The sequence below is a fragment of the Pseudarthrobacter raffinosi genome (genome assembly GCF_023913735.1).
Classification (GTDB): Bacteria; Actinomycetota; Actinomycetes; order Actinomycetales; family Micrococcaceae; genus Arthrobacter; species Arthrobacter raffinosi.
Genome location: NZ_JAMXBH010000004.1, coordinates 1 through 24,827 on the forward strand (window position 1 = coordinate 1; position 24,827 = coordinate 24,827).

At 65.7% G+C, this 24,827-nt stretch carries 34 protein-coding genes; 20 read left to right on the forward strand and 14 right to left on the reverse strand.

Annotated features, from left to right (window positions below; all coding sequences use genetic code 11):
• From NG698_RS04425 to NG698_RS04460, 8 genes are all read left to right on the forward strand, one after another.
• Positions 1 to 305, forward strand: a 305-nt coding sequence (locus NG698_RS04425; RefSeq protein WP_252608309.1) for a rhodanese-like domain-containing protein, incomplete at its 5' end; no start/stop codon positions are given.
• A gap of 33 nt (positions 306 to 338) precedes the next feature.
• Positions 339 to 635: a rhodanese-like domain-containing protein gene (locus NG698_RS04430; RefSeq protein ID WP_252608311.1), complete on the forward strand. Its 297-nt coding sequence runs from the start codon at positions 339 to 341 to the stop codon at positions 633 to 635.
• A 65-nt stretch (positions 636 to 700) separates the two neighbouring features.
• Positions 701 to 1,063: a thioredoxin gene (trxA, locus tag NG698_RS04435; protein WP_252608313.1), complete on the forward strand. Its 363-nt coding sequence runs from the start codon at positions 701 to 703 to the stop codon at positions 1,061 to 1,063.
• Positions 1,064 to 1,172: 109 nt separating this feature from the next.
• Positions 1,173 to 2,579 (forward strand): MBL fold metallo-hydrolase, encoded by a 1,407-nt coding sequence (locus tag NG698_RS04440; protein WP_252608315.1) that lies wholly within the window; start codon positions 1,173 to 1,175, stop codon positions 2,577 to 2,579.
• Positions 2,580 to 2,659: 80 nt separating this feature from the next.
• Positions 2,660 to 2,932, forward strand: a complete 273-nt coding sequence (locus tag NG698_RS04445; RefSeq protein ID WP_104063814.1) for an SHOCT domain-containing protein — start codon at positions 2,660 to 2,662, stop codon at positions 2,930 to 2,932.
• Entirely contained in the window at positions 2,929 to 4,413 is a 1,485-nt protein-coding gene (locus NG698_RS04450; RefSeq protein WP_252608317.1) for a multicopper oxidase family protein, read from the forward strand. Before NG698_RS04445 ends, NG698_RS04450 begins: the two co-directional genes overlap by 4 nt.
• Positions 4,414 to 4,444: 31 nt before the next feature.
• Positions 4,445 to 5,731: an MFS transporter gene (locus NG698_RS04455; RefSeq protein WP_252608319.1), complete on the forward strand. Its 1,287-nt coding sequence runs from the start codon at positions 4,445 to 4,447 to the stop codon at positions 5,729 to 5,731.
• Between the two features lie 25 nt (positions 5,732 to 5,756).
• Positions 5,757 to 6,071: a hypothetical protein gene (locus tag NG698_RS04460; protein ID WP_252598585.1), complete on the forward strand. Its 315-nt coding sequence runs from the start codon at positions 5,757 to 5,759 to the stop codon at positions 6,069 to 6,071.
• Between the two features lie 186 nt (positions 6,072 to 6,257).
• Here NG698_RS04460 and NG698_RS04465 read toward each other — a convergent pair whose 3' ends face one another.
• Together NG698_RS04465 and NG698_RS04470 are read right to left on the reverse strand one after the other, a co-directional pair.
• On the reverse strand, positions 6,258 to 6,629 hold the full coding sequence (locus NG698_RS04465; protein WP_252598584.1) for a hypothetical protein: 372 nt from the start codon (positions 6,627 to 6,629) through the stop codon (positions 6,258 to 6,260).
• Positions 6,626 to 6,826, reverse strand: a complete 201-nt coding sequence (locus NG698_RS04470) for a type II toxin-antitoxin system HicA family toxin (protein WP_252608321.1) — start codon at positions 6,824 to 6,826, stop codon at positions 6,626 to 6,628. Before NG698_RS04470 ends, NG698_RS04465 begins: the two co-directional genes overlap by 4 nt.
• A 382-nt stretch (positions 6,827 to 7,208) precedes the next feature.
• Here NG698_RS04470 and NG698_RS04475 point away from each other — a divergent pair, with 382 nt between their 5' ends.
• Both NG698_RS04475 and NG698_RS04480 read left to right on the forward strand, forming a co-directional pair.
• A complete protein-coding gene (locus NG698_RS04475) occupies positions 7,209 to 8,024 on the forward strand; it encodes an MBL fold metallo-hydrolase (protein WP_058931525.1) in 816 nt (271 codons plus the stop codon).
• Positions 8,025 to 8,255: 231 nt separating this feature from the next.
• Entirely contained in the window at positions 8,256 to 8,534 is a 279-nt protein-coding gene (locus NG698_RS04480; RefSeq protein ID WP_252608323.1) for a hypothetical protein, read from the forward strand.
• 274 nt (positions 8,535 to 8,808) lie between these two features.
• Here the strand turns inward: NG698_RS04480 and NG698_RS04485 are convergent, their stop codons facing one another.
• Positions 8,809 to 9,246 (reverse strand): hypothetical protein, encoded by a 438-nt coding sequence (locus tag NG698_RS04485; RefSeq protein WP_252598580.1) that lies wholly within the window; start codon positions 9,244 to 9,246, stop codon positions 8,809 to 8,811.
• Between the two features lie 32 nt (positions 9,247 to 9,278).
• Between NG698_RS04485 and NG698_RS04490 the strand changes: the two genes are divergently transcribed.
• Positions 9,279 to 9,476, forward strand: a complete 198-nt coding sequence (locus NG698_RS04490; RefSeq protein ID WP_252598579.1) for a hypothetical protein — start codon at positions 9,279 to 9,281, stop codon at positions 9,474 to 9,476.
• A complete protein-coding gene (locus NG698_RS04495) occupies positions 9,473 to 9,769 on the forward strand; it encodes an antibiotic biosynthesis monooxygenase family protein (protein WP_252598578.1) in 297 nt (98 codons plus the stop codon). The genes NG698_RS04490 and NG698_RS04495 overlap by 4 nt, the downstream gene beginning before the upstream one ends.
• Positions 9,770 to 9,789: 20 nt before the next feature.
• Here the strand turns inward: NG698_RS04495 and NG698_RS04500 are convergent, their stop codons facing one another.
• Positions 9,790 to 10,125 (reverse strand): DUF805 domain-containing protein, encoded by a 336-nt coding sequence (locus NG698_RS04500; RefSeq protein WP_252598577.1) that lies wholly within the window; start codon positions 10,123 to 10,125, stop codon positions 9,790 to 9,792.
• Entirely contained in the window at positions 10,026 to 10,661 is a 636-nt protein-coding gene (locus NG698_RS04505; protein ID WP_252598576.1) for a GNAT family N-acetyltransferase, read from the reverse strand. The genes NG698_RS04500 and NG698_RS04505 overlap by 100 nt, the downstream gene beginning before the upstream one ends.
• Here NG698_RS04505 and NG698_RS04510 point away from each other — a divergent pair.
• Entirely contained in the window at positions 10,660 to 10,803 is a 144-nt protein-coding gene (locus NG698_RS04510) for a hypothetical protein (protein WP_252598575.1), read from the forward strand. The genes NG698_RS04505 and NG698_RS04510 overlap by 2 nt on opposite strands.
• A gap of 165 nt (positions 10,804 to 10,968) precedes the next feature.
• Here NG698_RS04510 and NG698_RS04515 read toward each other — a convergent pair whose 3' ends face one another.
• Complete coding sequence (locus tag NG698_RS04515) at positions 10,969 to 11,304, reverse strand: LapA family protein (protein ID WP_252608325.1); 336 nt, start codon at positions 11,302 to 11,304, stop codon at positions 10,969 to 10,971.
• Between the two features lie 85 nt (positions 11,305 to 11,389).
• Positions 11,390 to 11,566, reverse strand: coding sequence for a CsbD family protein (locus tag NG698_RS04520; protein ID WP_104061730.1), 177 nt, complete (start codon positions 11,564 to 11,566; stop codon positions 11,390 to 11,392).
• Positions 11,567 to 11,807: 241 nt separating this feature from the next.
• On the opposite strand from NG698_RS04520, the gene NG698_RS04525 reads away from it, so the two are divergent.
• From NG698_RS04525 to NG698_RS04545, 5 genes are all read left to right on the forward strand, one after another.
• Complete coding sequence (locus NG698_RS04525) at positions 11,808 to 12,320, forward strand: MepB family protein (protein WP_252608333.1); 513 nt, start codon at positions 11,808 to 11,810, stop codon at positions 12,318 to 12,320.
• Between the two features lie 352 nt (positions 12,321 to 12,672).
• Positions 12,673 to 12,810 (forward strand): hypothetical protein, encoded by a 138-nt coding sequence (locus NG698_RS04530; protein ID WP_157769002.1) that lies wholly within the window; start codon positions 12,673 to 12,675, stop codon positions 12,808 to 12,810.
• A 341-nt stretch (positions 12,811 to 13,151) separates the two neighbouring features.
• On the forward strand, positions 13,152 to 14,471 hold the full coding sequence (locus NG698_RS04535) for a MinD/ParA family ATP-binding protein (protein ID WP_252608336.1): 1,320 nt from the start codon (positions 13,152 to 13,154) through the stop codon (positions 14,469 to 14,471).
• Positions 14,472 to 14,614: 143 nt separating this feature from the next.
• Positions 14,615 to 14,881: a type II toxin-antitoxin system RelE family toxin gene (locus tag NG698_RS04540; RefSeq protein ID WP_252598571.1), complete on the forward strand. Its 267-nt coding sequence runs from the start codon at positions 14,615 to 14,617 to the stop codon at positions 14,879 to 14,881.
• A gap of 155 nt (positions 14,882 to 15,036) precedes the next feature.
• The gene (locus tag NG698_RS04545) at positions 15,037 to 15,375 is read left to right on the forward strand and encodes a hypothetical protein (protein ID WP_308216150.1); all 339 of its coding nucleotides are present in this window, start codon (positions 15,037 to 15,039) and stop codon (positions 15,373 to 15,375) included.
• A 92-nt stretch (positions 15,376 to 15,467) separates the two neighbouring features.
• Here NG698_RS04545 and NG698_RS04550 read toward each other — a convergent pair whose 3' ends face one another.
• Positions 15,468 to 15,809, reverse strand: a complete 342-nt coding sequence (locus tag NG698_RS04550) for a hypothetical protein (RefSeq protein WP_252573588.1) — start codon at positions 15,807 to 15,809, stop codon at positions 15,468 to 15,470.
• Between the two features lie 120 nt (positions 15,810 to 15,929).
• On the opposite strand from NG698_RS04550, the gene NG698_RS04555 reads away from it, so the two are divergent.
• Positions 15,930 to 17,147, forward strand: a complete 1,218-nt coding sequence (locus tag NG698_RS04555; RefSeq protein WP_252598570.1) for an MFS transporter — start codon at positions 15,930 to 15,932, stop codon at positions 17,145 to 17,147.
• 88 nt (positions 17,148 to 17,235) lie between these two features.
• On the opposite strand, the gene NG698_RS04560 is transcribed toward NG698_RS04555, so the two are convergent.
• From NG698_RS04560 to NG698_RS04575, 4 genes are all read right to left on the reverse strand, one after another.
• Entirely contained in the window at positions 17,236 to 17,697 is a 462-nt protein-coding gene (locus NG698_RS04560) for a hypothetical protein (RefSeq protein WP_252598569.1), read from the reverse strand.
• Positions 17,690 to 18,322 (reverse strand): signal peptidase I, encoded by a 633-nt coding sequence (locus NG698_RS04565; RefSeq protein WP_252598568.1) that lies wholly within the window; start codon positions 18,320 to 18,322, stop codon positions 17,690 to 17,692. Before NG698_RS04565 ends, NG698_RS04560 begins: the two co-directional genes overlap by 8 nt.
• A gap of 86 nt (positions 18,323 to 18,408) precedes the next feature.
• Positions 18,409 to 18,999, reverse strand: coding sequence for a TasA family protein (locus NG698_RS04570; RefSeq protein WP_252598567.1), 591 nt, complete (start codon positions 18,997 to 18,999; stop codon positions 18,409 to 18,411).
• Positions 19,000 to 19,219: 220 nt separating this feature from the next.
• On the reverse strand, positions 19,220 to 19,537 hold the full coding sequence (locus NG698_RS04575; RefSeq protein WP_252598566.1) for a carboxymuconolactone decarboxylase family protein: 318 nt from the start codon (positions 19,535 to 19,537) through the stop codon (positions 19,220 to 19,222).
• Positions 19,538 to 19,700: 163 nt separating this feature from the next.
• Between NG698_RS04575 and NG698_RS04580 the strand changes: the two genes are divergently transcribed.
• The gene (locus NG698_RS04580) at positions 19,701 to 21,173 is read left to right on the forward strand and encodes an APC family permease (RefSeq protein WP_252608338.1); all 1,473 of its coding nucleotides are present in this window, start codon (positions 19,701 to 19,703) and stop codon (positions 21,171 to 21,173) included.
• A gap of 93 nt (positions 21,174 to 21,266) precedes the next feature.
• Here the strand turns inward: NG698_RS04580 and NG698_RS04585 are convergent, their stop codons facing one another.
• A complete protein-coding gene (locus tag NG698_RS04585) occupies positions 21,267 to 22,712 on the reverse strand; it encodes a TrkH family potassium uptake protein (RefSeq protein WP_252608339.1) in 1,446 nt (481 codons plus the stop codon).
• A gap of 11 nt (positions 22,713 to 22,723) precedes the next feature.
• A complete protein-coding gene (locus NG698_RS04590) occupies positions 22,724 to 24,706 on the reverse strand; it encodes an APC family permease (RefSeq protein ID WP_252608341.1) in 1,983 nt (660 codons plus the stop codon).
• Positions 24,707 to 24,827: the final 121 nt, after the last annotated feature.

The window sequence follows — 24,827 nt, forward strand, 5'->3', positions numbered from 1 at the left end:
AGCCCTACAAAACCATCACGGTCGCTGAGGCCAAGGAACTCCTGGCCTCCGGTGCCGCCCTGATCGACGTTCGTACCGTCCAGGAATGGCGCTCCGGACGGGCCCCGCAGGCCAAGCACGTTCCTTTAGACCGCCTCCAGGCCAGCACGGCCGGCATCCAGAAGACCCGGCCCGTGATCGCCATGTGCCAGTCCGGGATCCGATCCGCTTCCGCCGCCCGCCTGCTTGCGGAAAAGGGCTATGAGGCATATTCCCTGCGCGGTGGCATGGGCGCCTGGCGTCAGGCCGGGGAACCCGTCCGCTAAGGACAACAGTCCAACTATCCGAAGGAGAAACTGATGACTGAAATCACCGTCAACGAAGCCGACCAGCGCCGATCCACTGGCCGGATCCTCGATGTCCGCGAGGACTTTGAAGTCGCCGACGGCATGATCGCGGGAGCGCTGCATATCCCCATGGGGCAGCTGCAGGCACGACTGTCCGAGCTGGACCCCACAGTCCCCGTCATCGCCGTCTGCCGCAGCGGCAACCGGTCCGCCGCCGTCGCGGACGCACTCAACGGTGCCGGCTTCACCGCCGACACCATGGCCGGCGGCATGATCGCCTGGACCCGCGCAGGCCTCCCCACCACCTGACCCTCCTGCTTGAAGATCAGCATCCAACCCTCCACGACACCATCCGGAAGGACACGAACCTCCTCATGGCAACCATCGATATCACCGAACAGAACTTCGCCGAAGCCCTGGCGAACAACGAGATCGTCTTCGTTGATTTCTGGGCAGCCTGGTGCGGCCCCTGCCGCATGTTCGCCCCTACCTACGGTGCCGCCGCCGAACGGCACCCGGACATCACCTTCGCCAAGGTAGACACCGAAGCCGAACAGGCCCTCGCCGCCGCGGCCAGCATCACCTCCATCCCCACCCTGATGGCTTTCAAGGACAAAACCCTGGTCTTCTCCCAGCCCGGAGCGCTCAATGCCACCGGCCTGGAAGAAGTCATCCAGGACGTCAAGAACCTGGACATGGACAAGCTCAGGGCCGGCTCAGCGCAGCAACACCCCTAACATCCCAACGAAAGACAGCCGGCACACCCAGCATTGCAACATACCCCCAGGGGTATTAGAATTGATGCAGGAACAGACACCAAACTTCCCCTCATGAAGGAGAGCACCAATGCTTATCGAGCGCATATACGATGAAGACCTCGCCCAGGCCAGCTACCTGATCGGCTGCCAGGCGAACGGGACCGCAGTGGTCGTTGACGGCCGCCGGGACATCGCGGTGTACCAGGATCTGGCCGAGAAGAACGGCATGAAGATCGTGGCGGTCACCGAAACCCACATCCACGCCGATTACCTCTCCGGCACCCGCGAACTCGCGGCCGCCACGGGCGCGAAAATCTATGTCTCCGGCGAAGGCGGCCCGGACTGGCAGTACGGATTCGACGGCGAACGCCTCTATGACGGCGACACCGTCACCATTGGCAACATCAGCATCCAGGCCGTACACACCCCGGGCCACACCCCCGAGCACCTGTCGTTCCTGGTGACAGACGGCGCGTTCAGCGACCAGCCCGGCTACCTGCTCTCCGGCGACTTCGTCTTCTCCGGTGACCTGGGCCGTCCGGACCTGCTCGACGAGGCAGCCGGCGGCGTCGACACCCGCTTCGAGGGCGCCAAACAGCTCTTCGCCAGCCTGCGGGACAAATTCCTGACCCTGCCGGACTACGTCCAGGTCCACCCTGCCCACGGCGCCGGCAGCGCCTGCGGCAAGGCCCTCGGCGCCATCCCCTCCTCCACCGTCGGCTACGAGCGCCTCTACGCCTGGTGGGGCCCGTACCTCGCCGCGAACGACGAGCAGGGCTTCATCGACGAACTCCTCGACGGCCAGCCCGACGCGCACGCCTACTTCGGACGGATGAAGCGCGAAAACCGTGAAGGCCCGGCGGTCATGGGCGAACGCACCCCGCTTCAGGAACTGGACCCGGCCGACGTCGCCAAGGACCTCGCCCAGGACACCGTCACCTTCATCGACACCCGCCCCAACACCGAAGTCCACGAAGGCACCGTCACCCGCTCCTTGAACGTTCCCGCCGGCAAGTCCGTGGCCAGCTACGGCGCCTGGGTCGTGAACCCGGAAACCGACAAGAACCCGCTCGTGCTGCTGGCCGACGGCCAGGAAGCCGCGCAGGAGATGTGGGACCACCTGGTCCGGGTCGGCATCGACAACGTCGCCGGCTACGTCACCACCATCGAGGGACTCCCCGTCAGCACCCCGCCCCTGATCCGGCCCGAAGAACTGGGCAGCTTCGATGCGGCCATGGTGCTGGACGTCCGCAACCGCACCGAGCACACCGCCGGGCACATCCCCGGATCCCACCAGCTCAGCGGCGGCCGCGCCATGTGGCACCTGGACCAGCTTCCGGCCGAAGGAACCATCGTGAGTTACTGCCAGTCCGGGGTCCGGAACTCCGTCGCGGCCAGCGCCCTGCGCCGCGCCGGGTACGACGTCGTCGAACTCGACGGCAGCTACGCCGCCTGGGACGCCTGGCAGAACTCCCGTCAGTCAGCCAGGGCCTAGAACCACCGGCATCAGCGCGTCCCGGATAACCTGCGGTCAGGAACGGCCTGGCCGTGTACGAAAGAGACAAGGAACCCTTCATGATGAACGGCTTTGATATGGGCGGGATGGGGCTTGCTTGGATCTTCTGGCTTCTGCTGATCGCAGGCGGGGTCACGCTCGCCGTGGTGCTGGTCAAAGCCTTCACCCGCAACGCCGGCGGTAACGCGCCCACCGATGGGCAGGGACCACCGCGCACGGGTGCGGGCCCTGCCCGGGCCAAGGAGATCCTTGAGGAGCGTTACGCCCGCGGGGAGATCAGCACCGAGGAATACCAGGAACGGCGACGGATACTGGAGGAGGACGGCCGGTGAGGCCGCTGACACGCCGCCAGCTGCTGGCACTGGGTGCGGTCGGGGCCGGCGCTACGGCTGCCGGCGGCGCAGGGCTGTGGCTGACCACCGGCAACGGACCCGGATACACCGGGGGTGAGGGCCTGACCGAACCCCAGGTGCTGGCCAGCCGCGACCGGGTGCTGGAGCTGGACCTGACCGCCGCGCCGGCACGGGTCCGGGTCGGCGGGCGGGATGCCTCCGTCCAGGCGTTCAACGGCTCACTGCCCGGTCCGACCCTGCGGGTCCGCGCGGGCGACACGATCCGGGTCACACTGCGCAACGGGCTGCGGGCTCCCACGAACCTGCACGTGCACGGACTGCACGTCTCCCCACAGGGCAACAGTGACAACCCGTTCGTAAGCATTGACCCGGGCGGGTCCTTCGACTACGAGTTCACCCTGCCCGAGGACCACCCGCCTGGTACCTACTGGTACCACCCGCACCGCCACGGGCACGCCGCCGACCAGGTCGCTGCCGGCCTCTACGGGGCCATCGTGGTGGAGGACCCCGACCCGGTTCCGGTCACCCGGGAGCGGGTGCTGGTGGTCTCCGACCTGTCCCTCGACGCTGCCGGCAATCTCGCCGAGGTGGACCAGTTGCAGCAGATGATGGGACGTGAGGGAGAGATCGTCCTGGTCAACGGGCAACTCCGCCCGCAACTGCGCGCCGCGCCCGGAGAACGGGAGCGGTGGCGGATCATCAACGCCTGCCCCTCCCGGTACCTGCGCCTGGCACTTGACGGACAGCAGGTCCGGCTGCTCAGCAGGGACCTCGGGCGCCTGCCGATCCCAGAGGACGTCACCGAAGTGGTTCTCGCCCCCGGCAACCGCGTAGAGCTGCTCGTGGAAACCCGCGACGGGTCCGCCGCCCTCACGGCTGGCGCCCTGGACCGCGGCAGCATGAACGCCATGATGGGCGGGGCCATGAGGGGCGACAACAAATCCGGTGGCGGCCCGGTCGAACTGCTCACCCTGGCCGTCTCGGGAAGCGCGGGCACTGACCCCGGGCCCGTGCCCGAGGGCCGGCCCCTGCGCGATCTACGGAACGAACCGGTCACCGCCGCCCGCACCCTGAACTTCGCCATGGGCATGAATGGAAACATGGGCGCGGGAATGGGCAGCGGACAGGGCACCATGATGGCCTTCACCATCAACGGACGGGAGTTCGACCCCGAACGGCTCGACGAGACGGCCGCAGCCGGGACCGTGGAGGAGTGGACCCTGACCAACTCCAGCCCCATGGACCACCCCATCCACCTGCATGTGTGGCCCATGCAGATCGTCCAGGACGGCAACCGCGACGTGACCAGGCCAAAATGGCAGGACGTGGTCAACGTCCCCGCCCGCAGCCAAGTGAAAGTCCGGGTGGCCTTCGACGACTTCGCCGGCCGCACCGTGATCCACTGCCACATTCTGGACCACGAAGACCAAGGCATGATGGCCACCGTCCAAGCCCGCTGACCGGCACCCCTAACACTGACAGGATCCGCCAATGGCCTTAGGCAACACCGCCTCCCGCCAGCAGCCTCGGACAACCGAGGTCATCACGCTGGGACTGCGGCAGAACCTGGCGCAGTTCATGCTCCTCGTCGCGGTCAACGCCCTGGTTGGCGGCACCCTCGGCCAGGAACGCACCGTGCTGCCGCTGCTCGCCGGACAGGTCTTCCACCTCGATGAGTACACCTCCGCCCTGACCTATATCCTGGCGTTCGGTCTGGCCAAAGCCGCGACCAACTACTTCGCCGGGACCCTTTCGGACCGTTACGGCCGCAAGCCGGTCCTGGTCGCCGGCTGGCTCATCGCCCTCCCGGTGCCCCTCCTGCTGATCTTCGGGCCTTCCTGGGGCTGGATCGTGGCAGCCAACGTGGTTCTGGGCATCAGCCAGGGCCTGACCTGGTCCACCACCGTGATGATGAAAATGGACCTCGTGGGTCCCGAACGCCGCGGCCTGGCAATGGGGCTGAATGAAGCGGCCGGCTACCTCGGCGTCGCAGGCACCGCACTGGCCACCGGTTACATCGCTTCCTCCTACGGACTGCGCCCCGGGCCCTTCCTGCTCGGCGCTGCCTTCATCGCCGTCGGCCTTGGCCTGTCCGTGCTGACCATCGGCGAAACACACCACCACGCCAAAGCCGAAGCCGCCGGGCACGTTCCGGTCCACGCCGGCAGCCATGCCGGGCTGAGCAACCGTGAGGTGTTCACTCTGACCAGTTTCCGGGACAAGTCCCTGTCCTCCGTCAGCCAGGCCGGGATGGTGAACAACCTCAACGACGGCCTGGCCTGGGGCCTGTTCCCTGTCCTGTTCGCCGCCGCAGGGCTCAGCATCGAACGCATCGGCATCCTCGCCGCCGTCTACCCGGCAGTCTGGGGCGCCGGTCAACTGATCACCGGCGCCCTCTCGGACCGGATCGGGCGCAAACCGCTGATCGCCGGAGGCATGCTCGTCCAAGCCCTGGCGCTCGGTATGGTCGCCCTCGGAAATGACTTCGGAACCTGGCTTGCCGCCGTCGTCCTGCTCGGTGCCGGCACCGCCATGGTCTACCCCACATTGCTTGCAGCGATCGGCGATGTCGCCCACCCCGAATGGCGGGCCAGATCAGTGGGCATCTACCGGCTGTGGCGCGACGGCGGGTTCGCCGTCGGCGCCCTGCTCTCCGGCATCATCGCCGACGCCTACGGCATCCCGGCAGCCGTCGCCGTCGTCGCCGGCCTGACTGCGCTCTCCGGCATCATCGTGGCCGCACGGATGCGAAGCAGCGACCACCGCGGCCAGGGATGAACGAGTGGAACCACTTCAAGGACGGATGACCGGGATGCCCAGGTCGGTCAGGCTGACCCGGCATGAAGCGGTCCAGCGAATCCGGATCGTGGATGAGGCCGTCTCGCACTGGCGCGAAGACGCACTTGCATGCGGTGTCAGCCCCGACGCGCTGGACTTTATGGCGAAAGCCTTCGAGGGAGAGCGCCGGGCTCGCGCCACGGACCTGTACGACAGCAGCCCAACCACCATCGACCTTGCGGCAGGCGGCCCGGCAGGGCTGCCCGGTGAAGTCTGGGTACATCCGCACACCAGAAGAGGGCGGTTCGTCGAAGAGCATTTCAGGCGCCGGGCGCAGTAGGGAGGCGACGCGGACAAACTTAGTGCAGGTGAACGGGACGCGGAGAACCGCCGTCCCCCCGCCGTCGAACGAGAGGGCAAAGTGACGCCGGAACGCCTCGTCGCATCGGTAGTTGAGAGATCGAGGCGCACACGCCCGATGCCTTTCTTGCGGATGATGGGCCGGAGCCGAACGGTCGTAGCGCGGTCAGTGGGTGACGAGCTGTTGCGCTCGCTGGTGTGAGACGCCAAGTACCGCGCCGATGTCGCGGACGGTGACACCTTGCCGCTTCAGGACCATGGCCGCCTCGTGGCGTTCCTTGGCTGATGCCGCCTTCAGCTCATCGGACCTGGCAGCTAGCTCACGCGCTTGGCGGAGGTGGGCTGCGACTTCAGGCGTGTCGAAGGTGACCTCGACGTCGAAGTCGGATTCGGGGCGTCCCGTGATCATGGCCGCCAAATCGCGGACCATTTCGGGGATCTCGGCGACGGTGCGGGCCTGAGTGGTAAGCCCGTCGATTTGGGTGGATTCCACGTACCAGAACCGGCCGTCCCGGCTGGCCGTTACTTCGAGTTTCATTTGGTGTCCTCTCCCTTGGCCTGCTTCATGATTTGCTTGGCGAGCTTCTCGCCGATTTCATTGTGGCGCGGCACAAACGTCGTATTATCGCCGACGTTCACGCGTGTGTGCCTGCCGCCTTCCTCGGTGGGGTACTCGACGTCGAGGTCCTTTGCGGTCTGCTTGAGCTGGTTCAGGAGTTCCCGGCGCTTCATCACGAGAAAAGTCTATAGCGGACTAGGCGAGGCCGTCTAGTCCGCTATGGACTGTGCCTAGGCGAGCTGTGCACCTCAGCGTCAGACGGCTTCCTCTGCATGCTCAGCGCACTGCACCGTCGCGATCAGCTGGCCACCGCCTTCGGCCTTTACATAGTGGGTCACGTGGTTCGTGATCCTGCCGCAGTGATCACAGAAGCACGCGTGTTGTTTTGTCTGCATAGCGAGATGTTACGCAGTTCGATGGATTTATGGCGAAATCCCGGCTAGGAATGTGGATCTCCACATGCGGCCCGGACCGCGTCCCGCATCCCGGAAACTCCAAGGCCCCGCGGGTAGAATCGGGGCCAAGAACGCAGTCGCTTTCCGGAGGTACGGAGAAACAATGTCAGAATGGCTCGACGTCGGCGCGGACAACTACGTGCTGGTCACCGAAGGATCACTGCTGAACACCGGCCTGATTGTGGGCTCCGAGCGTGCCATGGTGGTCGATACCGGCTGCGGGCCGCGGCAGGGGCGCGAGATCCTGGACGCGGTGCGGGAGAAGACCTCTTTGCCCCTGGTGGTGGTCAATACCCACGCGCACTACGACCACTTCTTCGGCAACGCCGTGTTCGCATCCGACGGCGCCACCGAGTTCTGGGCACACGAAAACTGCGCCCAGGAGATCGACGACCACGGGGACCTGCAGCGCCGGTTCGTGGGAACGCTGGAGCCGGAGATGTCCACGGGCGAGGGCGAGAATGTGGAACTCGTGGTGCCCAACGCCATCGTCAAGGACCAGCCCGTGCTGGTGGACCTGGGCGGAATCACCGTGACCCTCTTCTACCTGGGCCGCGGCCACACCGACGGCGACCTCCTGGTGGGCACGCCCACCACCCTCTTTGTGGGCGACCTCGTGGAGCAGGGCGCGCACCCGTCCTTCGAGGACTCCTACCCGGAGGAATGGGCCGACAGCCTGCGCCACATCTCCGCCCTGCGCCACCGCTACGAGTTCCTGATCCCCGGCCACGGCCAGCCCTGCAGTGACCAGTTCGTCAAGACCATGGCCAACACCATGACCACCGCCGTCCGCCAGGCCCAGCAGTCCATCCGCGAAACCCCCACCGACGCCACCAAGGCCATCCCCGTGCTGCCCTACGGCCCGGAGCAGTCACGCTGGTTCATCAAGCGCCTGCAGGAGACGCGGCCGCTGCACTAGCCCCGAGGCCCTTCATTATTCAGAACACGTTCCGAATAATGAAGGTATGTCCAGCCCCACCATTTCACGCACCGCCCAGTCCTCCGAGCTATCCCGCAATTCGGCGAACGTCTTCAAGGCGGCGAGGAAGGGCCCGTTAGGATCACCCGCCGCGATGGGGAACCCCTCGTTCTTCTGACATCCCCCGAGTTCGACCGGATACACGAAGGGGCAGAGCTGGCGGCTCACCTCGTGACCGCGTCTTTGGGAGATCCGCAGGTTCCGTTTGTGGAGCGGCTCCGCGGTCCCTTCCCCTGGATTGCATTCCTCAGCGAGGCAGACGAGGCCGCCTTCGCACGCGAAATTGTCGCCATCACCCGCGCATGTGCCTCCGTCGGCAGGTTCGACAAGGCATTGGTTGCACTTCGGGCCTGGCGATCCACCGCGGAGGCCATTAGCGCCGGTTACACCCCCGATGACCAGTTGGACTGGATCGAGCCCACGGCAGTTGCCGACCCGCGCACTACATGAGCGCTATGAGATCCGGCGTACCACGGCCCCTCAAGAAGGCAGAGTTCGAAATTCAGTTCGGCACTTCGGCCGCTGGCAGCACGAACTTCCCGGCGGTGCACGGCTTTGGTTCTACGTCGACGGGCAAACCGTCTGCTCAGTTGATGTGCACACGCATCACCCCAACGCCACCAAGTAGCAACCGGCCTACGCGGGCCGGACAGCGAACACGCTGGTTCATCAAGCGCCTGCAGGAGACACGGCCGCTGCAGTAGGGCGCGCCGTCGTTGTTCGCTTATTCAGGCACGTCCATATGGAAGCCGCAGGAACAACGCAGAACCTGAGCCGTCAGGGACACACCCGACGCGTCCTCCGGCGGCCCGTCCGAAAAGCCCCGGGCGCTAAGGCTCCGCACCTTCGAGCCGATCTTGTGCATCGGCTGCTCGCAGTGGACGTAGTGCCCGCCGAAGACCAGGACGCCCTTGGGGCTGTGGAGCCGGCTAAAAACTGCAGCCACAGCAGCCACATCCGCCCGCCCGACATAGTGGAGGTTGCAGGCGTCGCAGGAATACCCCACCTCCACCAGGACGTCCGACGGCGGGCTGACGGCGGTGATGGAGTGCAGCGTCAGCCCGCCGTCGGCGCCGCAGCGGACGCAGGCAACCGGACCGCCGCCAGCTGGCCCTTCGGGCCGGCTATTTCCGGGCCCATGGGGATGGATGGGCGCCGTCATGCGGCTGCGGGGCGGCTGGACAGACTGGTGGCTTGATCAAGGAACTGGCTGAAATGCGAGGCGGCCATGGCTGGCTCTCTTTCGCTCCGTGCATTCCGGCCGCCGCGTGGCTACAGCGGCAACTCCAGACGTCCCTGCACCGGGCGAACGGGGATTCATCAACTGAAGTGATGTATGCCACTTCGAACTTAGCATTGCTTCCCGCGCTGTCCGGCATGATTGTTGGGTGATCACAGAACATGCACTGCTCTCCGTCCGGCCCGGCATGGAGGCAGAATTCGAGAATGCTTTCAGCAAAGCGAAGTCGATCATTGGCTCCATGCCCGGATTCCAGGGCCTCACGCTTTCACGCTGCATCGAGAATTCATCCACGTACCTGCTGCTGGTGGAATGGGCGCGGCTGGAGGACCATACCGAGGGTTTCCGGGGATCGGCTGAATATCAGGAATGGCGCGCGCTCCTGCATCATTTCTATTCGCCGTTTCCCACCGTGGAGCACTACGAGCCTGTTGTTGTTCTGTAGGCCTGACGGCCTTCACAGGGCTACGCCTTGGACGGCTCCGACATACGAATGGCCATAACGATCAGGCCAGCGATCGGGATGAGCAGCCAGAAGAGCTCCTCCCACCGGCGGCCGGCATCACGGAGGCGGCGGACGCCGACGGCGAGCGTGGGGATCATCGTGCCGATCACCCAGAGCGAGGCAAGGCTGGAACCGACACCGATCACCCCGTTGGGGGTGGCCACGTTCAGGGCGCCAAGGCCGCTGGTTACCAGTGTCACGAAGAGGATGAACCACCAGAACTCGGCCACGCCGGCGCGGCCCCCAAACTCGGCATACTGCCGGAAGCCCGCGAGGATCGCGTCGCCGAACGACATGGTGGGGTGCCCTGCAGCCTGGGCCATGACCGGATTCTACCGCCGCGCGTGGTCTGTGGCGATGGCGTTCCGGGCGCCGCGGCACACATCAGAAGGCCCAGCCCGCCCGTGAATGTGGTGGTGTGGAACCGTGGCCCGCGGGCCATCTCGGTGAAGTTCCAGCGGCGGTGCAGCTCGATGGACACGAGGTTGTCCGCATTGACCACGTACCAGGCCTCCGACGCCCGGGCCCAGACCCACCGCAACCGAGCCTCCGTCAGCGCCGCGCCCACCCCGCGCCTGCGCCACGCCGGCAGGACCGTCACCCCGGCGAGGTAATGCCCGGAAGGTGCAGGCCCGTCGTCGTCGTCCCAGTACCGGCGGGACGCACAGCGGCGACCGTCCCGGCGTCGGGCGTTACGTCCTTTTTGGTGAGATCGGCAAACCCGTGGGAGTCCATCTGGACAGTCAACCGCATCGCGCCTCCGGCGGCCATGGAGGTCACATTTGGAGCGACTTGAGCAAACCTTGAGCCTGTGTTCATAGCCTTGCGGCATGGGTAAGTATGGGGGTCCACAGTACGCGCGCGACACACGGAGCGAGCTCCGCCGTCGCCGACTTCAGGCGGTTTCCTACGTTGCGCTGGCCGCCCTGGCAGTGGCCACGGCAGCGGTGGTGGTGTTCGCGCTCAACCGGTGAGCGGCTGCTGCCCTAGGGCGCCTTCTCCATTCCTTGGTTCTGTCGGGACGCCGAGAGAAGCAAGGAAGTGAAATGGCCGAATTCTAGGCGCCGCGTTGTGTATGAGGAGCGCGCGGGCAGGGGCGCGAGGGAACAGGCAACCTGAATTCGCACTGAGGGTCGCTCTCAGGCTGTTTGCGGTGGGATCTGTTCGTGGCGGTGGTGGGATCTGAGTTGGATGATCCGCCCGGCGCCTGCCACGGCGACCAGGACCCCGCCGCTGACGGCGGCGATAAACAGGGCCATGCCCAGGGAAATTGTCCCGTCCAGGCCAAAGAACCTGACCCTGACGTTGTCCTGGTTCTGCACGATGAAGGCGATGAGCAGGATCAGCAGCATCAGGGTGGCCACGGTGGCCACCCAGATCATGCCTGAGCGGGTTACTGCCGGCCGATTCGCAACGGCCGGAGCGGGCCCGGGGCCGTGCACCGGCTCCGACGGCGGAAGCGGTTCAGCATTCATGAGGTGGTCCCTTCTTTGGTTCCCCCGGACGTGCCGGGCGGGGCCCGGGGCCAGGCCGGGAAGGCTCCGGGCCCCGGGTTTCGGGTCAGTGTTTCTTGAAGGCGTCTTTGATTTTTTCCCCGGCCTGCTTCAGGCCGGCCTTCGTCTGGTCGGTCTTGCCTTCGGCTTTGAGGCTTTCGTTGCCGGTGGCCTTTCCTGCGGCTTCCTTGCCCTTGCCGCCGGCTTTCTCGGCGGCGTGCCTGATCTTGTCACCTAAACCCATGATGGCTCTCCTATCCATGGCCGGTCCGCCGGCCCATGCCGGCGGGACACTTTCATCCTATCGCCGGGCGAACAAGGCGAACCGGCGAGGGCGATAACATTCACTCGGCACCGTGGTCAGGGCCGCCACCGCCGCCTTGCTCAGCGATGACTACTGCATCATCCTGGCCGGGTCATGAGGGCTGAGCTTTTCATGCACTGCCCCGTCGTTCCTGTCGGGGATTCGTTTCGATGGGAGTTCTATGTCTGCTGTTCAGGTCCATCCGGATGTCGCCATGGTGATGAGGGTTCTCGGCGGCCTCGCCCTCGTCTGTTCGCCCGCCATAGTCGAGGCCGACAACGCTGAGTACGGTGCCGCGATCTCGGAAATCGGTCGGTCTCCGGTTCGGTTCCGGGTCGGCAAGCTGACCCCGACGAAGGTGGGATTGTTCGTGACGGTGTGGCGGCGCTCTCTCCGTGGGTCGACCGAACCTCTGGCTGCTGAGGAGGACCCCGACATGCTAGTGGTCTGCGTGCGGGAGGATTCCCGAGTCGGAGCATTCGCGTTTCCGAAGGCGGCGCTCGTCAAGCATGGCGTCGTGTCCGTGGGCGGCGCCGGAGGCAAGCGAGGATTCCGCGTCTATCCGCCATGGTCAGCAACGACGAATCGGCAGGCGAAAAAATCCCAGCAATGGCAGTGTAATTACTTCTTCGAGATGGCTGACGGATCCGCCATCGATGCGCAGCGAGCCATTCGACTCTTCGTTGCGGCCTAGCTAGGAGGAGCGCTGGGGAATAGCTCCAGACGCATCCCGTGCAGAAAGCCGGAGATCAGCTCGCGATGATGATCTCCGGCTTTCTGATGCCCGGAACCATATAGCCCTTACAACGCCAGCACTTCGTCGGAATTTTCTGGCTGCTGATCTTCATTCTGGTGGCCGTCTCGTCCGCGCGCCGGCCGTTAGGAACAGCTGCGAGACGGAAATCAATCTTGTCCGGAGGGATCCATCTGGTGACCGGAAGCATGCCCAGCGCGCCGCGTCAATGACGCGATTTGTCAATCCCGTGACGGACCGATAGCGTGACCTCTGATCGCATGGGGGATCACTCTAACGTTCGGAGACGGTTGTGGCTCTCATTGACTATGTCCTGGCGCTGTGCGCACTGTTGGGCACACTGCTGATTCCCTTCTCTGCGATGTACCACGTGCTGCGCCGGAAGCGACGCGCAGTGCGGGTGACCGCCACGAGAAGTATCCGCAGCTAGCCATGCCCTATATCGATATCAACCCGCATAAGGGCCGCCCCAAATGGCAGGCCTACGCCATCCTGGCCGTGCTTCTGGTCCTCACCGGCGCCGTGGTGATTGCCGCGCTCACCCGCGGCTAACCTCGCAATTCCGCCCCAGCGCCTAGACTTACTGATTGAATCAGTCCGTAAAGTGCCGCAGAACCTTGTGCCGAAAGTCCTGGGGAGACAGACATGCCCGATCCGGCGGATCAGAACGCACGCCCCATCGCAGAAGATGCAGGGCTACCGCAACCGCCCCGGCGACGCCGTGACCTCCGTCGCGCCGACGGTGCGCTTTCGGATGCCCAGACAGGAACCATGCCAGCCGTAACGCCAGACCTTTCGAGCACCCCCGACGCCGGCACCCCAGTTCCGCGCCGCAGTTCCTGGGCGGAGGCGGCGGCCGCCGCCGACCAAGCCAGTCCCGCACCCTCTGCCCCCATCACCTCTGCCCCCATCACCTCTGCCCCCATCAGCTCTGTCCCGGCGCCCACCCGCCGGCCCGCCAGGCCGCCGGTGACCCCGCTGCCGCAGTCGACGCCGCAGGACGGGCAGCCGGCCGAGCCGGACTATGGCACCCCCGCATTGGCGTACGACGGCGACGAAGCCGCGCCGCCGTCGTCGTACCTTCCTGAGGAAGCACCGGAGCCGGCACCGGCGTTCCGGCGCATCCGCCCCACCACCGCGGACATCATCGCCGACAGCCCCATGCCCGACTTCATCAGCTCCCCGGGCCTGTTCGTCAAGGAGCAGAAGCCCCGGCCGGTGGGCGGCGTCCGCGGCGCCCTCTACTCGCTCACGGGCGGGGCCTGGAACATGGGCCCCAGCGCCAAGCAGCGCGAGGAGGACGAACTGGGCCGCCGCATCTCCCGCCAGCTGCAGGGCAGCTACAACACGGCGGTGCTGAGCCTCAAGGGCGGCATCGGCAAAACCTCCACCACGGTGGGCGTGGGCCTCACGCTGGCCGAATTCCGCGGCGACCCGCCCTGCGCCATCGACGCCAACCCGGACTCCGGCGACCTCGTGGAGCGCGCCCTCGGCGAGGGCATCTACCAGCAGGCCAGCCCGCGCACCATCACGGACCTGCTGGCGAACATCGAGGGCGTTGACTCGCTCACCGCCCTGGCCCGGTACATGCACCACGCCGGCCGGCTGCACCTGATCGCGGGGGAGCAGGACCCGGAGGTCTCCGACTCGCTGACGGCCGCCGAATACCTGCGGATCCGCAAGCTCATCTCCAACTACTACTCCGTGGCCCTGACCGACTGCGGCACCGGCGTGACGCACAACGCCATGAGCGGGATCCTGCAGTCGGCGGACAACATCATCATCGCCGCGGGGTATGCGGTGAGCGGGGCCAAGCGTGCCCGCAGCACCCTGCACTGGCTGGCGAGCCACGGGTACGAGGACCTGGCCCGGAACGCCGTCGTTGTCATCACGGACAAGGATGAGGTCTCCTCCCGCGTGGACAAGGACGCCATCGAGGAACACCTCGCCGGGATCTGCCGCCAGCTGATCGCCGTCCCGCATGACCGCGGTGTGGCCGACGGCGACCTGGTCACCCTGGACGTGCTGAAGCCCGAGACACGGCGGGCGTACAAGGAAATCGCGGCGTCGATCGTGGACGGGTACCGGTAGCTTTCCCCTTCCCCCGCCTCCTTCCCAACTAGGTAGCGCTAAGTGTCGTTTTGAGCCCTCAAAACGACACTTAGCGCTACCTACTTTTGGGTGAGCAGATCCGGGCTGAGTTCGGTGTGCCCAGGCACCGGGGCTGAGCCCCGGTGGCATATGAGGTCATTTTCTCGCCCACCGCACGCCGGGACCTGCAGTCCGTGCCTCCCCGGATACTGCCGGCCATCATCGCATTCGCCTACGGCGACCTCTCCAGAAACCCTCAGCGGGTAGGCAGGGCCTTGGAGCGGGACCTGGCCGGCTTCCACTCGGCCAGGCGTGGCCCCTACCGCGTCCTGCACTCCATTGATGAGGAACACAACAGCATCAGCATCCTGCGGGTCGACCACCGAGCCGACGTGTACCGGCCCAGGTAGTCCCGAGTGCGCGCTTGGGGTGCGCGACATATCTGAGCTCAAATGTTGCGCAGATCACATTCGTTGCCTACGCTGAATGAGGCTGCAGAGGCGCGGCCATTGGCCGCAGCGTAGCGGCCTCCCCGGCTGCAGCGTCGCAGCCACGCAAGGAAGGCATGATTATCTTGTCCGAAAAGCTCAGCATTCTTGTCCGTGTAGATCTCGACCACGCGAAGGCCCAGGTTCTCGCCAAGGGCCACGTCACCATCCACAGCATCCAGGCCCTCTACGTTGTGGTGAAACGCGCCAACGCCTTGAAGCACAACCTGGACCTGGAATTGGACGTGCGGAACGCCCGCGTCGATCCCGAAGCCCTGCGGCAGCTGCAGGCCTGCTCCGAGACCCATCACCTGCCCGCCAGGATCGACCCGCAGCAAACTCACTGCACGCTGAGCATCCTCGCGCCCCGCCGTGTCACCGCCAAGGCCACCGAGTTCAGCCACGCCGCAGCCTGACCCACGCCCTTAGCGCGAACTCCCTTTAGCACGCCCTCTTCTTAGCGCGAACGGGCGCCACAACGCGCTTGAAGGAGGGCCGCCGTCGGGGGTTATCCGACGGCGGGAATCCCGCCGGCCAATTCCGCCGCCGCGGCGAGGGCCCAGCGGTCGTTCTCCGGATCGAAGAAGACCACCATGGATGAATCGGCTTCGCGGGCCTCGTCGAGGGCGAACAGCAGGGCATCCTCCAGATGCTGCGCGTGTTCCAGCCGTTCGGGAAGCGTGCCCGGAAGACCGCCGTCGTCAATGACGACGTGGGCCTTGCCGTCCACGATGACCTTCAGCGCAAAACCCTGGTCCTCATGAAGGGACCCCCGGGTGGATGCGATTTCCGTGACTTTGTCGGCCCGGACCAAACCGTTGTTGATGGTGCGGATCCACACTTCACCCATGAGACCTCCTTGGCTGAGAGGGGCAGGCGGAAGCGCCCCACAAGGCAAACGTTAGTCCTCGCGGGGCCGCTTGTGACCCCCTAAAAGCTGGCGAATTTCCCGCGGCATAAGATAAATCTGATGACTTCGCCAGGAACCCCACAGCCGTTCAACTTCCGAAGCATCGCCATACCCGCGTTCGGGCCGGCGCTGCTGTTCTGCATCGGCGAAGGCGCGGTCCTCCCGGTGGTGGTCCTCTCCGCCCGTGACCTCGGCGCCTCGGTGGCGGTCTCCGCGCTGATCGTCACCCTGATCGGGCTCGGCTCGTGGTTTTTCAACCTGCCGGCCTCCCTCATCACGCTCAAGTTCGGCGAACGCTGGTCCATCGTCGGCGCCGCGGCTGTGGGTGCCTTGGCGCTCGCGGCCGCCGCCATGTCATCCATGATTCCCAATGGACTGTGGCTGCTCGCGGTGGCGATGGCCGTCGTCGGGATGGCCGCCAGTGTCTTCAGCCTGGCGCGGCAGAAGTACCTCACCGAGGCGGTGCCCGTCCAGTTCCGGGCGCGGGCGCTGTCGACGCTGGGCGGGGTCAGCCGGATCGGCGTCTTCATCGGGCCGTTCATTGGTGCCGGGGTGATGCAGTTCGCCGGGATCGCCGGAGCGTACTGGGTGGGGGTGGTGGGCATGGCGGCCGCCGCCGTTCTGGCGGTAACCATCCCGGACCTGGTGGTCCCGCCAGCGCCCGACGGCGGCCACAAGGGTCCGGAGCCGACGCTGCGGAATGTGGCGGTTTCGCATGCCCGCGTGTTCCTGACGCTGGGTGTGGGGGTCCTGCTGCTCAGCGCGCTGCGCGCGTCCCGCCAGGTGGTCATCCCGCTGTGGGCGGACCATCTGGGCATGGATCCGGCCCAGGCTTCCGTGATTTACGGAGTGTCCGGGGCGATCGACATGCTGGTGTTTTACCCGGCCGGCAAGGTGATGGACCGCCGCGGCAGGCTGTTCGTGGCCATCCCGTCCACCATCATCATGGGCATCGCGATGCTGCTCATCCCTTTGTCTGCGTCCTTTGGCGGGCTGCTGCTGGCGTCGCTGCTTATCGGCTTCGGGAACGGCATCAGCTCCGGCCTGATCATGACCCTCGGTGCCGACTTCTCGCCCGACCGCGGCCGCGGCCAGTTCCTGGGGCTGTGGCGGTTCATCGCCGACGCAGGATCAACCGGCGGGCCCGTTTTGCTCTCCGGGGTGACGGCGCTGACCACCCTCGGTGCGGGAGTCTCGGCCACCGGTCTGCTGGGGTTTGCTGCAGCTGGTGTGTTTGCCGTTGTGCTTCCGCGGTTGCGGCACCGGCGGAACTACTGAACCGACATCCCGTCCACGGGGTGACCTTGCTGCAGCGCATCAGGGGCGAATCCGGGACGGTCCGGATGATCGCAGAGCAACTCGGCTGCTAATTGCAGATCAATGTCCGGGCGAGTGGCTGGCCGCTCCAGACATTGGTGGTTGAGGGGACTTTATACTTGGCGCGGATCTCGTAGATCCAGTTGCCCTTGCCGGCGCCGACGCTGACCTGGGTGGTGTAGGTTCGCTCCAGCGAGTTGCTCAGGTTGCCCGTGAACTGGACGGCACCGGCCGGGTTGCGGACCACCATCTCGTAGTAGTTCGCGTACTGCACGTTGCCCGTGCCCGTAATCGAGATGCTGACATGGTACATGCCACTGACCTTTGAGCAGCTGGCGGATGCCGGAAAGGACGCGGCGCTTGGCATCGGTATGGATGCCGTTGAGTAGCTCGTGGCCGCACCACCATTGCCGGTGAAGGCCGCGTCGGCGGCGGGGGCCAGGGTCAGGCCCAGAAGCAGGCACAGCGTCAGACCGGTGGCCGCCGCCGAACCTGCGCCAGGCCTACTCACTGGCGGCGGGTTCCGGATCCCTGCGCCAGATGGAGGCCAGCAGCCCGATCACCAGGACGGCCGGCGCCCCGTACATCATGGTGTTCAGGACAACCGGCTGGCGCAGGGTGCGGATGGCTTGGCCCACAGAGGGGACGGTCAGGACGTGCCGGTCAACAGTGGCGGCGTTGAAGGTGGCGGTCCAGGGATCCACGCCGGTGTTGGCGTCCCCCTTGGTGCGGACCGCAATCGTACCGGCCGCGTTGGCGAAGAGCTCCGTGACCCGGTGGGTCTCCACCCGGTGGTCTTCCACAGGGATGCTGTAGGTAATGACGTCGCCCACCCTGATCCCGTTGACCGGTGTGGGGACGGTGACGACCACATCGCCCGGGTTGATCAGCGGGGCCATGGACCCCGTGAGCATGGTGGACGTCTGGTAGCCAAAGACCCGCGGACCGACGGCCAGGAGCAGGAACGCTGCCACTGTCGCGACGAAAATCGCGGAGGTGAGGACGCTGACCGTCCTTCGCAGTGCTGCCTTAAGGCGCGGTCGCTTGCCCGTCCGGACCCCAGCCCGGGGGCGCGCGGCGATGGTGGTCCCGGCGCCGCGCGGCGCCGCCGTCGGAATTTCAGTTACTGCGCTCATCACTACCAGCCCTAAGGGGAGTCCGGACGGGGGTCAGGAGGTACTGCTTGGCGGCGCTGGCTTTCATGACACCGCCAAGTCTTGGGTTACCTGACCGCGGCGGTGCGCTGCGTGGCGTCGAAAGTGAAGCCGATGGTGCTGGTCAGGCCCTGAAAGGTGTTATCCGCGCTGGTGGGCAGCGAGGTGGTGATCTTCAGTCGGTCGGACGAGCCCGCAGTCACTGATGCGAGGTTGGCCAGTGCCTTGCCGGTGCCGATGATGGAGCCGTTGGCGAGGACGGCGGTCTGCGTGCCGGAGCAGGTGTCCGGAGCGGCCGCAACCACGGTCCAGGCAACGTTGCACGCGTCGATGGTCACCTGCAGGCCGTTGGTTGCATCCGTTGTCAGCAGCGAGGAGACAGCGGCGTTGGTGGTCAGGGTTACCGTGTTCAGGGTCGAGTTGCCCGTGTTTTTCAGCGTGGCAAACTTTTCCACGGAATCGCCCGGCAGCAGGCCGGCTACGGCAACGTTAAGAGTGCCCGGATCCGTCAGGTCGATGTCGACGGTTCCTGCGGTCACCTGCTGGTCTACGGTGGTGGTGGTCCCCGTGAAGGCACCGTAGGTGCCCATGCCTGCAACGGCCGCGGCGGTGCCGACCAGAGCGACGGAAGCCAGAATCTTGCCTGAAGTGGTTTTCATGCTGATGCCCATGAGAATAAGTCCCTTTGTGACGGTTGCCCACCCCCAGGCGGGCCAGCCGCCCCCCAGCGGGCCGGCTGCCAATGCCAGGCTCACGTGGGCTGGCAAGAACTACTTTCCCCGATCCGACGCAACTTATGCCCGGGTATTTCCTCAAGAAATTGTCAAGGTTTCTTAACGTTTTCGCAGGTCAAGGGCAGAAAGTAATCCATTTGATGGACTAAAGCGTGGTCCGCCCGGCGTCAACGCACACCATGCTGCTCGCACTAAGGGTTGGCGGAACATCGAGCTCCACGGCCAGGGCAAGGAGCGTGCGGCTGAGGAAGTTTCGCGCGGTGGCCCCCAGGGTGATGTCCATGATCTCGCGGTCCGCGAAGCCGTGGTTGCGCACTTCCAGTGTGTCGGCGTCGGTCATTGCAGGATTGATCGCCATGGCCTTCGTATGGGAGGTGACGTAACCGAGTGAGCGAGTGTCGTCGTCGTAAATTTCCACAGTCAGCCCCTTTGCCTCGGATTCCGACGTGGTTTTCAGGATCATGGCTACCCCTGTCAGGCTCGCAAGGCGGTTATCTGCCCATTCTGGCCCCGTGCCAAAACCCCCGAAACAGGTATGCCGATGACCCGGGCCCGGCCCGTTGCCAAAGGAACGCGAAAGGATCACAGTGAAGTCACATCGATGTATTGAGTGTGGAGGTCAGGCGATGAGCACCACTTCAGATGATCTGTTTCCGGCAACTCCGGAGGCGGAGCCACACGAGCTGAAGCGGGTCCTGGGCCCCAAGCTCCTCCTGCTGTTCATCGTCGGCGACATCCTCGGCGCCGGCGTGTACGCGGTCACCGGAACCATGGCCGGGACAGTGGGTGGCATCGTGTGGCTGCCGTTCCTGCTCGCGTTCGTCGTCGCGACGCTGACCGCGTTTTCCTACCTTGAGCTCGTTACGCAGTACCCGCAGGCGGCAGGGGCGGCTCTCTATACGCACAAGGCGTTCGGCATCCACTTCGTCACGTTCCTGGTGGCATTCGCCGTGGTCTGCTCCGGCATCACCAGCGCCTCCACGTCCGCGAACGTCCTCGCCCAGAATTTCTTCGGCGGCCTGAGGATCAACGGCTGGATGGAGATGCCGGCGCAGGGCGTGATCACCGCCGTGGCCATGGGCTTCATGGTCTTGCTGGCCGCGATCAACCTGCGGGGGGTGGGGGAGAGCGTGAAGTTTAACGTGGTCCTCACACTGGTGGAGGTAATCGCGCTGTCCATCGTGATCGGCGTCGGCTTCTACGTGATGACGCAGGGCACCGGGAACGTGGGCGAAATCTTCGTCTTCAACGATTACCAGGACAAGGGCCTGTTCCTGGCAGTCACAGCAGCGACCTCCATCGCCTTCTTTGCCATGGTGGGCTTTGAAGACTCGGTGAACATGGTGGAGGAGACCAAGCACCCCGAGAAGATTTTCCCGCGGTCCATGCTGACCGGCCTGGGCATCGCAGTGCTCCTCTACATGCTGGTGGCCGTCTCCGTGGTCAGCGTGCTGTCGCCCACCGAGCTGGAGAACATCCGCGAGGCTGAAGGCGCCGCGCTGCTCGAAGTGGTGCACAAGGGCTCGCCGGACTTCCCCATCGACAGGGTCTTCCCGTTCCTCGCGGTGTTCGCCGTTGCCAACACGGCGCTGATCAACATGCTGATGGCGAGCCGGCTGATCTACGGCATGGCACGCCAGAACGTCCTGCCGCCTGCCCTGGGGAAGGTCCTGCCTGGCCGCCGCACCCCGTGGGCCGGCATCCTGTTCTCCACCGTCCTCGCGCTCGGGCTGATCTGGTACGTCACCAGCGACCCCAAGAGCAACATCGTGGCAAACCTTTCCGGCACCACGGCGTTCCTGCTGCTGTGCGTCTTCACCGTAGTGAACGTGGCCTGCCTGGTGCTCCGCCACAAGCGCGACCTCACCCGCAAGGTGTTCTTCACCTCGCCCGGGCAACTGCCGCTGCTCGCGGCTCTGCTGTGTGCCTTCCTCGCCGGGCCGTGGGTGGGCCGCAACGTCATCCAGTACCAGATCGCCGGGGGACTGATGGCGATCGGGGTGGTGCTCTGGTTTATCACCTGGCTGATCAATAGGCGGACGAACAGGGCGGAAAGCGAGCCGGTAGGGACCCAGAACATCGGCAAGGATGACGCTTAGGCGCCTATAACGGTGCCCGACGGCGGCTGGGCGCGGTCAGCGCCTTGGCGAGTCCCGCCGTCGTACTTTCCAGAGCGTCCGACGACGGCGGTGCTAGCCGATGATGGGGCGTTCCTCCGGCAGGCTGTAAAGGCGGGGCCGGGAGGACAAAGCCAGAGCGGACGCGACCGTCACTGTGCCGATTCTGCCGAGGAACATGAGGGCCATAAGCACCCATTCTGCCGACAGCGGGAGGTTATAGGTGATGCCGGTGCTCATCCCGACGGTGGCGAACGCGGAGATGGATTCGAACAGTACCTTCTCCAGGCTGTAGTCGGTCACCATCAGCAGCGCCAGCGTGCCGGCCACCACCGCGGCCACCCCGAGCAGCGCCACGGACAGGGCCTGGCGCTGGGACGAGGCGCTGATGGAACGGTGGGCAATGGTCACCTCGTCCCGGCCGCGGACCTCGTTCCAGATGGAGAAGCCGAGGACCAGGAACGTGGTGATCTTGATGCCGCCAGCGGTGCCGGCGCTGCCGCCGCCGATGAACATCAGGATGTTGGTGACCATGAGCGTTTCCGGTGACGCTAGGCCGTAGTCGATGCTGTTGAATCCGGCAGTGCGGGGGAAGACTCCGCCGGCCAGGGAACCCAGCAGCTTCCCGGTCAGGGACAGGCCGCCGAGTGTTTCGTCCCTGTTCCATTCGAACGCGGCGAAAAGCGTGACGCCAAGCACCAGGAGCAGCAGCGTGCCGTAGATGGTCAGTCGGAGGTGGACGCTCCAGTTCCGGGCCTTGACGTTTCCCCGGAGCAGCTGGATGATCACCGGGAAACCGAGGCCGCCTGCGATGATCGACAGGCAGATGGGGACGATGATCCAGGGATCCTCCGCGAAGCCGATGAGGTTGTCGCTGTAGAGCGCGAACCCGGCGTTGTTGAACGACGAGACGGCGTGGAACACACCGTGCCACAGCGCCGTGCCGGGGTTCTGGTCGTAGGCCAGCCAGAAGCGTCCGGTCAGCACCACGGCGGTGGCTGCTTCGATGCCCACCATGAGCCGGGCCACGCGGAGCAGCACGGCGCTGACGTCGCCCAGGTTGAGCGTGTGCGTTTCGGACTGCGCCACGAGCTGGCCGCGGAGGCCGATGCTTTTCCGGACCAGCAGGGCCAGGAGCGTCGCCAGTGTCATGATGCCGAACCCGCCCACCTGGATCAGTCCCAGAATCACGGTCTGCCCGAAAGGGGTCCAGTACGTGGCCGTGTCCACGGTGATCAGCCCGGTAACGCAGACAGCCGACACGGACGTGAACAGGGCGGCCATCAGGGGGTCGGCTCCGGGGTCGCTGCCGGTCCGGGCAACGGGCAGCATCAGCAGGGCTGCTCCCAGGATGATGACGGCCAGGAATGCCAGGGGCACCGACCGGACCGGGTGTGAGAGGGCCCGCCGGATGGCGCTCTCCTTGCGGGCCCTGGCCGATTTGGCTGTTTTGGCTGCCTTGCCTTTCCACCGCCCCGGGACGGGTCCCTTCACCCCGGCGGTGTCGCCACGTGCGGTCATCGGACTGCCCGTCAGCCTACGTGGATGCCGGGGCGGCGGGCGGGATCTGGCTCGTTTTCCCTGATGATCTCGCGGACCACGGGGGCGGTGTCTCCGCGTCCCAGCAACAGGTAGCGCATGAGGTGCGCCAGGGGATTGCCTTCTGCCCACTCGAAGTACGCGTGCGGCCGGACACCGGTGGCGTCGCGGAGGGCCAGCAGGATGGCGGCGATGGCGTTGGGTGCGGCCGGGCTTTCGGCGCGGAGAACGCGGTGTCCGTCCACTTCGATTCCGCGTACCTCAAGGACGTCGCTGAATCCCGAGGGGTCGGTGACGTCGATTTCCAGGAAGATCACGTCGGCGGTGCCGGGCACGGGGTTGTTCTCCCGCTGCTCGGCTTCCTTCTCACGGTATTCTGCGGCGTCGCGGGCCTGCGGGCGGTTCGCGATCAAGTTTATCCGCCCGTCAAAGTCCAGGGTGTCGGTGATGAAGCGGCGGGCTTCGTCGTCGAATTCGATGTTGTGGACCCGGAGTTCGGTGGTGCGGCTGACCCGGGAAACGAGTGAGACCACAATGATGCCCAGGATGAAGAAGCCGGATATTGCGAGGCCGTCCGGCTTGGCGATGACGTTGGCCCCCAGCGCATAGAGCAGGATCAGGGTCAGGATGGTGAAGCCGACGGCGGCGCGCCGCCTCTTGCTGCGGGCGGCGGAGATGCTGACCGCAACGGCGCCGGAAACCATCATGGCCAGGATGCCGGTGGCGTACGCGCCGGCCTGGGCGTTGACGTCGGCATTGAAACCGATGGTGATCAGGATGCTGATGGCGGTGTACACCAGCACCACCGGGCGCACGGCCCGGGACCAGTCCGGGGCCATGCCGTAGGACGGCAGGTAGCGGGGAACGATGTTGATCAGTCCGGCCATGGCCGAAGCGCCGGCGAACCACAGGATCAGGATGCTGCTGACGTCGTAGACGGAGCCGAAGCCGTTGCCCAGCAGTTCGTGGGCCAGGTAGGCCAGGGCGCGGCCGTTGGCCTCGCCGCCTGCCTGGAACGCTTCGGCGGGGATCAGCACGGTCGTCACGAAACTGCTGCCCAGGAGGTACACGCTCATGATCAGGGCGGCCGAGGTGAGGAGCTTGCGGGTGTTCCGGACGCGGGCGGCCAGGCGTTCCTCGGCGGTGGCGCCCTTCGCCGCGACCAGTGGCATCATGCTGACGCCGGTCTCGAAGCCGGACAACCCCAGGACCAGCAGGGGGAAGGCGAGCAGGGCGGGTCCTGCGATGTCGCCAAAACCGGTTCCTGAGGAGGTGAGCGCAGCGGTCCAGTCAGCCATGGCACCCGGCTGGGTGACGGCGTCGTAAATTCCGGCTCCGATGATCACCGTGTTGAGCACCAGGAAGATGGCCACCAGGGGGATGGCGACGGCCACCGCTTCGGAGAAGCCGAGCAGGAACACCCCGCCCAGAATGAGCAGGAGCACCACGGTGATGACAACCGCCTGGCCTTCGAGGAAGTGCGGCAGGTAGGGGTTCTCCAGCATGTGGACGGTGGCGTCGGCGGCGGAGAGGGTGATGGTGATGATCCAGGACGTGGCGACGAAGCCGAGCAGGATCAGCACAAAGATCTTGCCGCGCCAGAACGGCAGGAGCTTTTCCAGCATGGCCACCGATCCCTGTCCGTGCGGGCTTTCGTGCGCCACCCGTCGGTACATCGGCAGCATACCCAGCAGGGTCAGGCCGACGATCAGCAGGGTGGCCAGCGGGGAGAGCGCCCCGGCGGCGAGGGCGGCGATGCCGGGCAGGTAGGAGAGGGTGGAAAAGTAGTCCACCCCGGTGAGGCACATGACCTTCCACCAGCTCTGGGTGGGGGCTTGGTTCTCAGCAGTTTCCGGGCCCACCGGCTGGTGGACCGTGTGTTCGAGCAGCCACCGGGTGAGCCGGTTTCCGGGTCCGCCGTCGCGTTCGGGGTTGGGAACGCTGGCGGGAATGGAGAAGCGGGTGGGTGCAGTCAACGGGTTACTTTCTGTATCCCGCGCAGGCGGGATTGGGGTGAATAACCAACGGAGCGTAGCACCGCGCCGAGGGCCCTCAGCGGGGAAACCCGGGATCTTAACGCATCCTTAACGCCGCCGG

Bases quoted from the DNA above. Each gene is read 5' to 3' on its own strand.
- NG698_RS04570 (WP_252598567.1), bottom strand. From the start codon at position 18,999: ATGAAAACCACTTCAGGCAAGATTCTGGCTTCCGTCGCTCTGGTCGGC.
- NG698_RS04580 (WP_252608338.1), top strand. From the start codon at position 19,701: ATGAGCACCACTTCAGATGATCTGTTTCCGGCAACTCCGGAGGCGGAG.
- NG698_RS04455 (WP_252608319.1), top strand. From the start codon at position 4,445: ATGGCCTTAGGCAACACCGCCTCCCGCCAGCAGCCTCGGACAACCGAG.
- NG698_RS04465 (WP_252598584.1), bottom strand. From the start codon at position 6,629: ATGAAACTCGAAGTAACGGCCAGCCGGGACGGCCGGTTCTGGTACGTG.
- NG698_RS04525 (WP_252608333.1), top strand. From the start codon at position 11,808: ATGTCTGCTGTTCAGGTCCATCCGGATGTCGCCATGGTGATGAGGGTT.
- NG698_RS04475 (WP_058931525.1), top strand. From the start codon at position 7,209: ATGTCAGAATGGCTCGACGTCGGCGCGGACAACTACGTGCTGGTCACC.
- NG698_RS04555 (WP_252598570.1), top strand. From the start codon at position 15,930: ATGACTTCGCCAGGAACCCCACAGCCGTTCAACTTCCGAAGCATCGCC.
- NG698_RS04440 (WP_252608315.1), top strand. From the start codon at position 1,173: ATGCTTATCGAGCGCATATACGATGAAGACCTCGCCCAGGCCAGCTAC.
- NG698_RS04535 (WP_252608336.1), top strand. From the start codon at position 13,152: ATGCCAGCCGTAACGCCAGACCTTTCGAGCACCCCCGACGCCGGCACC.
- NG698_RS04565 (WP_252598568.1), bottom strand. From the start codon at position 18,322: ATGAGCGCAGTAACTGAAATTCCGACGGCGGCGCCGCGCGGCGCCGGG.
- trxA (WP_252608313.1), top strand. From the start codon at position 701: ATGGCAACCATCGATATCACCGAACAGAACTTCGCCGAAGCCCTGGCG.
- NG698_RS04550 (WP_252573588.1), bottom strand. From the start codon at position 15,809: ATGGGTGAAGTGTGGATCCGCACCATCAACAACGGTTTGGTCCGGGCC.
- NG698_RS04575 (WP_252598566.1), bottom strand. From the start codon at position 19,537: ATGATCCTGAAAACCACGTCGGAATCCGAGGCAAAGGGGCTGACTGTG.
- NG698_RS04505 (WP_252598576.1), bottom strand. From the start codon at position 10,661: ATGCCGCAAGGCTATGAACACAGGCTCAAGGTTTGCTCAAGTCGCTCC.
- NG698_RS04520 (WP_104061730.1), bottom strand. From the start codon at position 11,566: ATGGGTTTAGGTGACAAGATCAGGCACGCCGCCGAGAAAGCCGGCGGC.
- NG698_RS04545 (WP_308216150.1), top strand. From the start codon at position 15,037: ATGATTATCTTGTCCGAAAAGCTCAGCATTCTTGTCCGTGTAGATCTC.
- NG698_RS04585 (WP_252608339.1), bottom strand. From the start codon at position 22,712: ATGACCGCACGTGGCGACACCGCCGGGGTGAAGGGACCCGTCCCGGGG.
- NG698_RS04500 (WP_252598577.1), bottom strand. From the start codon at position 10,125: ATGTCGTTCGGCGACGCGATCCTCGCGGGCTTCCGGCAGTATGCCGAG.
- NG698_RS04460 (WP_252598585.1), top strand. From the start codon at position 5,757: ATGACCGGGATGCCCAGGTCGGTCAGGCTGACCCGGCATGAAGCGGTC.
- NG698_RS04430 (WP_252608311.1), top strand. From the start codon at position 339: ATGACTGAAATCACCGTCAACGAAGCCGACCAGCGCCGATCCACTGGC.
- NG698_RS04510 (WP_252598575.1), top strand. From the start codon at position 10,660: ATGGGTAAGTATGGGGGTCCACAGTACGCGCGCGACACACGGAGCGAG.
- NG698_RS04515 (WP_252608325.1), bottom strand. From the start codon at position 11,304: ATGAATGCTGAACCGCTTCCGCCGTCGGAGCCGGTGCACGGCCCCGGG.
- NG698_RS04485 (WP_252598580.1), bottom strand. From the start codon at position 9,246: ATGACGGCGCCCATCCATCCCCATGGGCCCGGAAATAGCCGGCCCGAA.
- NG698_RS04445 (WP_104063814.1), top strand. From the start codon at position 2,660: ATGATGAACGGCTTTGATATGGGCGGGATGGGGCTTGCTTGGATCTTC.